Here is a 3,617-nt window from a genome sequence, read left to right as displayed (position 1 = left end):
CTGTGCCCAATAAAATCACCGTGGTGTTGGCGATGGGGATATTCCAATACTGGTTTTCATCCTTGGATTCTGTCAGATAGAGTACGCGGCCATCTTTTTGCATGACTCGACACTTTTCCAGGTAATAAATGTTGGCCCGTTTGGAATGTAATATGGCTTTTAAATCGGTTAATTGATCCATGATCCTTTGGACTGTGATGTTTGCTGAGAGATTGGAAATAGGTAAGTCGGTTGGTACCTGTTAAGTATACAAGTTCAAGTCTGGAATAAATCTGAAATCCTTGGTATTCAATGTATACAGCGCAACATCATGGCTAATCGCGGTGGCCGCGATTAGCATGTCCGGGATCGATACTTTATGGCTCAGCGAATAACGCCGCATCAAGTCGATAAACAAGCTGGAAATGGCCGGATTCAGGCCATAGCAATGGCGCTGTTCAAGGTGGCGTTCTATTTTGGTCAACTCTTGTTTATCTCTTGCGCCGTAAAACAGTTCGGCTTTGGTTATGACGCTGACGGCGATATTGGCCGGTCCTATGGTTCTGAGGGTTTGGATGATAGTCGGATTGCCTTTATAGAATTCAATCAGGATATTGGTGTCGCACAGAATCATCCGTGCTGGTCCGGCCAGGCTTTTGCGCGAATGGACGTTTGGTCGATGTCTCTATCTTCCCAGATGCCGGCACAGTTAAAGAAATTATCGCCGGATGCAGGTTGTGCAATGGCTTCCATTTCTTTCATCACTTCATCATGCTCAATGACTTCGCCGAGATCGGCGGCCGCTATGCCTTGAGTGATTTTCTCGATCTGCCGGGCATGGGTTTTCAGATATTCGCGCAAGGCTTGGTTCACCAGGTAATTGCGTGATCGATCTAATGCCCCGGCAATAAAATCGAGTTGATGCACGATGTCGGTTTCTGCTCTAACGGTAAAGGCTTCAGTGGCCATGCTGGTTGCTCCGGTAACGTGGTTCATTTGTAATCATACTGCATTGTTTACTTAGCCGACTAACACTTAATTAAAATTGCCATTAGTATGACTTATTACTACTATAGAGCAAGGAGGTGCTGTTATGGCCCATGTCGAAAAATTGAGTATTGCGCTAACACCAGAAATGGCTGCAGCCGTTCGCCAATGCGTCGAAAGCGGCGAATATGCCAGCAGTAGCGAAGTGATCCGCGAAGCCTTGCGCGATTGGAAACTAAAACGCTCTCTGCAGCAGAACGAACTCGCCGAGCTACGAAATCTGTGGCAAGCCGGTCTGGCTAGTGGTCCGGGTCGTTATGGCGATATGAACGCCATCAAAGCCGAGGCTCGTAAACGCTTATTGTCTCAGGAATCTGAGCAGCAACATTAATGGCTGTCGTCCAGCGAACGGCGCAGGCCGAAGAAGATTTGATCGAACTATGGCTTTACATTGTTCAGGATAATCTGACTGCGGCGGATCGAGTGCTGGACGAGATTGAAGAATGCTTTCATACCTTAGCCGATAACCCTTTGATGGGCCGTTTGCGGCCGGATATTGCGCCCGAATTGCGTTATTTCGTCGTGGGCAAATACCTTATTCTGTATCGCACCGTGCAGAATGGTGTTCAGATTGTCCGAGTCATTCACGGTGCACGGGATTTGCCGAATTTATTTTGACGGCTTTGGCTGGTAGCCTTTTTTACCTTTATTGGCCACCAGTTTATTTTCTGCCGCTAATGCGTCTTCTTCACAACAAAACCAATCTTTCCTAACCGTACCCGGCGACCCCACCCTGCCCCATTCCCGAACCAACGACCAATCGCCGAAAATGCCCGGCGTGACGAACATTTGGTAAAACCGGTGCAGGTTTTTGTCGGTGTCGTGGCGTTCCAGATAAATATGATTCATTGGTTACTCCCCAGACGAGTGGACCGACCTTTCAGTTTGCAGTGATTTCAACGCCGCATCCCTAATGCGCATAATGGTTTGCCGGGTGGTTTTGAATTCCCGAGCCAACTCCGAAATGTTAATGCCAGCGGCCAATCGTTTGACAACCTCAGCCCGAGTTTCCGCATTGAGTGTCGGCGGCCGGCCAAACTGTTTGCCCGCCGCCTTCGCGCGACTAATGCCGGCTTGGGTTCGCTCAATCAATAGGTCACGCTCAAACTCAGCGACTGCTGCGATGACCTGCATGGTCATCTTGCCGGCAGAACTGGTCAGATCAACCCCGCCTAACGCCAGACAATGAACGCGCACGCCAGCATCAGAAAGATGCTCTACGGTGGCCCTTACATCCATGGCGTTTCGACCGAGCCGATCCAGTTTGGTCACCACCAACACATCGCCCGCTTCCAGCCGCTCGATCAATTTATTAAACCCAGGTCGTTCTTTAGCCGCAACTGAACCGCTGATACTTTCTTCAACCAAACGATGCCGTTGAATGGCAAAACCGGCGGATTGAATTTCCAGGCTTTGATTTTGGGTAGTTTGATCTGTGGTCGACACTCGACAGTAAGCAAAGACGCGTGACATACTCTCATTCCGTCCGAAATGGATGTACGAATTATAACACATGTACGAAATGCGTTTTGCCTACTTTTGTACATCTCTCAGAGGGGATGTCCGAAACCGGTCTGTTTCGTACCGTTGATATTGAACTACAACCCCCATTGTCACTTTTCTAAGTCGGTGTCAGCAGATTGTCAAAGTCGATGTCAGTGGGGCATTTTGGGGATGAAGCTAAAACTACAAAAAGGAATGTCGCAAAAGTGTATCGAAAATATGTACTTTCGTACCATATTTTTGCGACACAAAAAACGTTGAATTTACTGGGTTTGCCTGATTGTCGCATAACTTTCAATTTTCGCGACAACCCACTCATGCAGTTGGTTACAAATTACTGTTCAGCCGAGTGGCCCGCACTCATGCAACTGGGTTTACCCATTTTTGCGACGTGCTGATGTCGACTTCGACAATTTGCAACGTGCTGACATCGGGTTTGAATGCTATTGACATCGACTATGACAATTAAATTTGCATTCATCGAGATTCTACACGGGCTCAGGCTGATTACTGCTGACATCGACTTTGAAAAGTGACAGCAACTTATCTTCAAGCTGAAGAACTTACGATGGTTAAGGTTGTTGGGCACGTTTTTCATGGCGTGCTCAAGACCTAATCAAGCCATCGAGCTGATGGTCTTGCGGAAACGGGTCAGCGCCAGCACGAAAAAGACGCTGCCGATCGCGGTCAGGGCCAGAAACTGCGGCCAGACGATGCTGATGCCGGCGCCACGATACAGGATCGCCTGGGTCAACGAGACGAAATGGGTGGTCGGCGCCGCCAGCATGATGTTCTGTACCAGTTCGGGCATACTCTCGCGCGGCGTCATGCCGCCGGACATCATCTGTAGCGGCAGCAGGATTACGAGTAGCAGCAGGCCAAACTGCGGCATTGAGCGTGCCATTGTGGCGAGAAAAATACCTAGCGAGGTGGTAGTGAACAGGTATAGCGTCATGCCGGCGACGAATAGGGCGAGCGAACCATGAATCGGCACCTCCAGCAGCCCCTGCACGACGAAAACAAGCGACGCCGTCGCCACGACCACCACGATCAGACCCATAGCCCACATCTTGGCCATCATAATTTCA

At 49.4% G+C, this 3,617-nt stretch carries 7 protein-coding genes and 1 pseudogene; 2 read left to right on the top strand and 6 right to left on the bottom strand.

The window, feature by feature from the left end:
- The 3 genes and pseudogenes from A1359_RS00585 to A1359_RS00575 form a co-directional block, all read right to left on the bottom strand.
- A pseudogene (locus A1359_RS00585) lies at nucleotides 1-181 on the bottom strand (type I-F CRISPR-associated endonuclease Cas1f); the annotation flags it as partial.
- Nucleotides 182-241: 60 nt separating this feature from the next.
- Nucleotides 242-613 carry a type II toxin-antitoxin system VapC family toxin gene (locus tag A1359_RS00580; RefSeq protein WP_066976435.1) on the bottom strand — a complete coding sequence of 124 codons (372 nt, stop codon included), beginning with the start codon at nucleotides 611-613 and terminating at the stop codon, nucleotides 242-244.
- A complete protein-coding gene (locus tag A1359_RS00575; RefSeq protein ID WP_157200418.1) occupies nucleotides 610-948 on the bottom strand; it encodes a CopG family ribbon-helix-helix protein in 339 nt (112 codons plus the stop codon). The genes A1359_RS00580 and A1359_RS00575 overlap by 4 nt, the downstream gene beginning before the upstream one ends.
- Before the next feature lie 124 nt (nucleotides 949-1,072).
- Between A1359_RS00575 and A1359_RS00570 the strand changes: the two genes are divergently transcribed.
- Nucleotides 1,073-1,357, top strand: a complete 285-nt coding sequence (locus tag A1359_RS00570; RefSeq protein ID WP_066976432.1) for a type II toxin-antitoxin system ParD family antitoxin — start codon at nucleotides 1,073-1,075, stop codon at nucleotides 1,355-1,357.
- Nucleotides 1,357-1,644 (top strand): type II toxin-antitoxin system RelE/ParE family toxin, encoded by a 288-nt coding sequence (locus A1359_RS00565; protein ID WP_066976429.1) that lies wholly within the window; start codon nucleotides 1,357-1,359, stop codon nucleotides 1,642-1,644. The genes A1359_RS00570 and A1359_RS00565 overlap by 1 nt, the downstream gene beginning before the upstream one ends.
- On the opposite strand, the gene A1359_RS00560 is transcribed toward A1359_RS00565, so the two are convergent.
- The 3 genes from A1359_RS00560 to A1359_RS00545 form a co-directional block, all read right to left on the bottom strand.
- Nucleotides 1,636-1,875 (bottom strand): WGR domain-containing protein, encoded by a 240-nt coding sequence (locus tag A1359_RS00560; RefSeq protein ID WP_066976426.1) that lies wholly within the window; start codon nucleotides 1,873-1,875, stop codon nucleotides 1,636-1,638. The two genes, A1359_RS00565 and A1359_RS00560, sit on opposite strands and share 9 nt — an antisense overlap.
- A 3-nt stretch (nucleotides 1,876-1,878) precedes the next feature.
- A complete protein-coding gene (locus A1359_RS00555; protein ID WP_066976423.1) occupies nucleotides 1,879-2,499 on the bottom strand; it encodes a recombinase family protein in 621 nt (206 codons plus the stop codon).
- A gap of 646 nt (nucleotides 2,500-3,145) precedes the next feature.
- A partial coding sequence (locus tag A1359_RS00545) for an ABC transporter permease (RefSeq protein WP_157200417.1) occupies nucleotides 3,146-3,617 on the bottom strand: 472 nt, incomplete at its 5' end.

The organism is Methylomonas lenta, assembly GCF_001644015.1.
GTDB lineage: Bacteria > Pseudomonadota > Gammaproteobacteria > Methylococcales > Methylomonadaceae > Methylomonas > Methylomonas lenta.
The sequence above is the reverse complement of the archived record's forward strand: the minus strand, read 5'-3'. Positions and strand labels throughout refer to the sequence as shown.

Bases quoted from the DNA above. Each gene is read 5' to 3' on its own strand.
- A1359_RS00565 (WP_066976429.1), top strand. From the start codon at position 1,357: ATGGCTGTCGTCCAGCGAACGGCGCAGGCCGAAGAAGATTTGATCGAA.
- A1359_RS00570 (WP_066976432.1), top strand. From the start codon at position 1,073: ATGGCCCATGTCGAAAAATTGAGTATTGCGCTAACACCAGAAATGGCT.
- A1359_RS00555 (WP_066976423.1), bottom strand. From the start codon at position 2,499: ATGTCACGCGTCTTTGCTTACTGTCGAGTGTCGACCACAGATCAAACT.
- A1359_RS00575 (WP_157200418.1), bottom strand. From the start codon at position 948: ATGGCCACTGAAGCCTTTACCGTTAGAGCAGAAACCGACATCGTGCAT.
- A1359_RS00580 (WP_066976435.1), bottom strand. From the start codon at position 613: ATGATTCTGTGCGACACCAATATCCTGATTGAATTCTATAAAGGCAAT.
- A1359_RS00560 (WP_066976426.1), bottom strand. From the start codon at position 1,875: ATGAATCATATTTATCTGGAACGCCACGACACCGACAAAAACCTGCAC.